This is a genomic window from Merdimonas faecis, from assembly GCF_001754075.1.
Taxonomy (GTDB): Bacteria; Bacillota; Clostridia; order Lachnospirales; family Lachnospiraceae; genus Merdimonas; species Merdimonas faecis.
On sequence record NZ_MIEH01000053.1, the window covers coordinates 1 to 538 of the forward strand.

The following is a 538-nucleotide window of genomic DNA, read 5'->3' on the forward strand; positions in this document are numbered from 1 at the left end:
CTGGACAATCAGTTGGCTGCTCTGAAACCGGATGATCGAAAGAAACAGCGGCAGATCACAGTCAAACCTCTGGTGGAGGCTTTCTTTGCGTGGGCAAAAGAAGTTCAATCTGCCGGGCGTCTTCCCAAAGGGAAAACACTGGAAGGAATCAATTACTGTATCAATCAGGAAGAGGCACTGGAAGTGTTCCTGAATGATGGAGAAGTCCCTCTCGATAATAACGCAACGGAGGGAGCGCTCCGCAGCTTCTGCCTGCATAAACATGCATGGAAGCTGATCGACAGTATCGATGGTGCGAAATCCAGCGCGATCATCTACAGCATAACGGAAACAGCAAAGGCGAATAACCTGAATCCGTTCCGTTATCTGGACCATGTACTGACAGTTCTGAAAGACCATCAGGATGATACGGATTACAGCTTTATCGAGAAACTGCTTCCATGGTCAGATCAGTTGCCGGAAATCTGCCGGAGCAAGTCAAAAACAACCAATCTGTAAACACGGCCGCCGGAAACGGCGGTCAAAAAATGAGCCAGTA

General features: G+C 48.7%; 1 protein-coding gene. It reads left to right on the plus strand.

The window, feature by feature from the left end; genetic code table 11:
- Positions 1-498, plus strand: a 498-nt coding sequence (locus BKD12_RS16140; protein ID WP_141736970.1) for an IS66 family transposase, incomplete at its 5' end; no start/stop codon positions are given.
- Between the last annotated feature and the right edge of the window lie 40 nt (positions 499-538).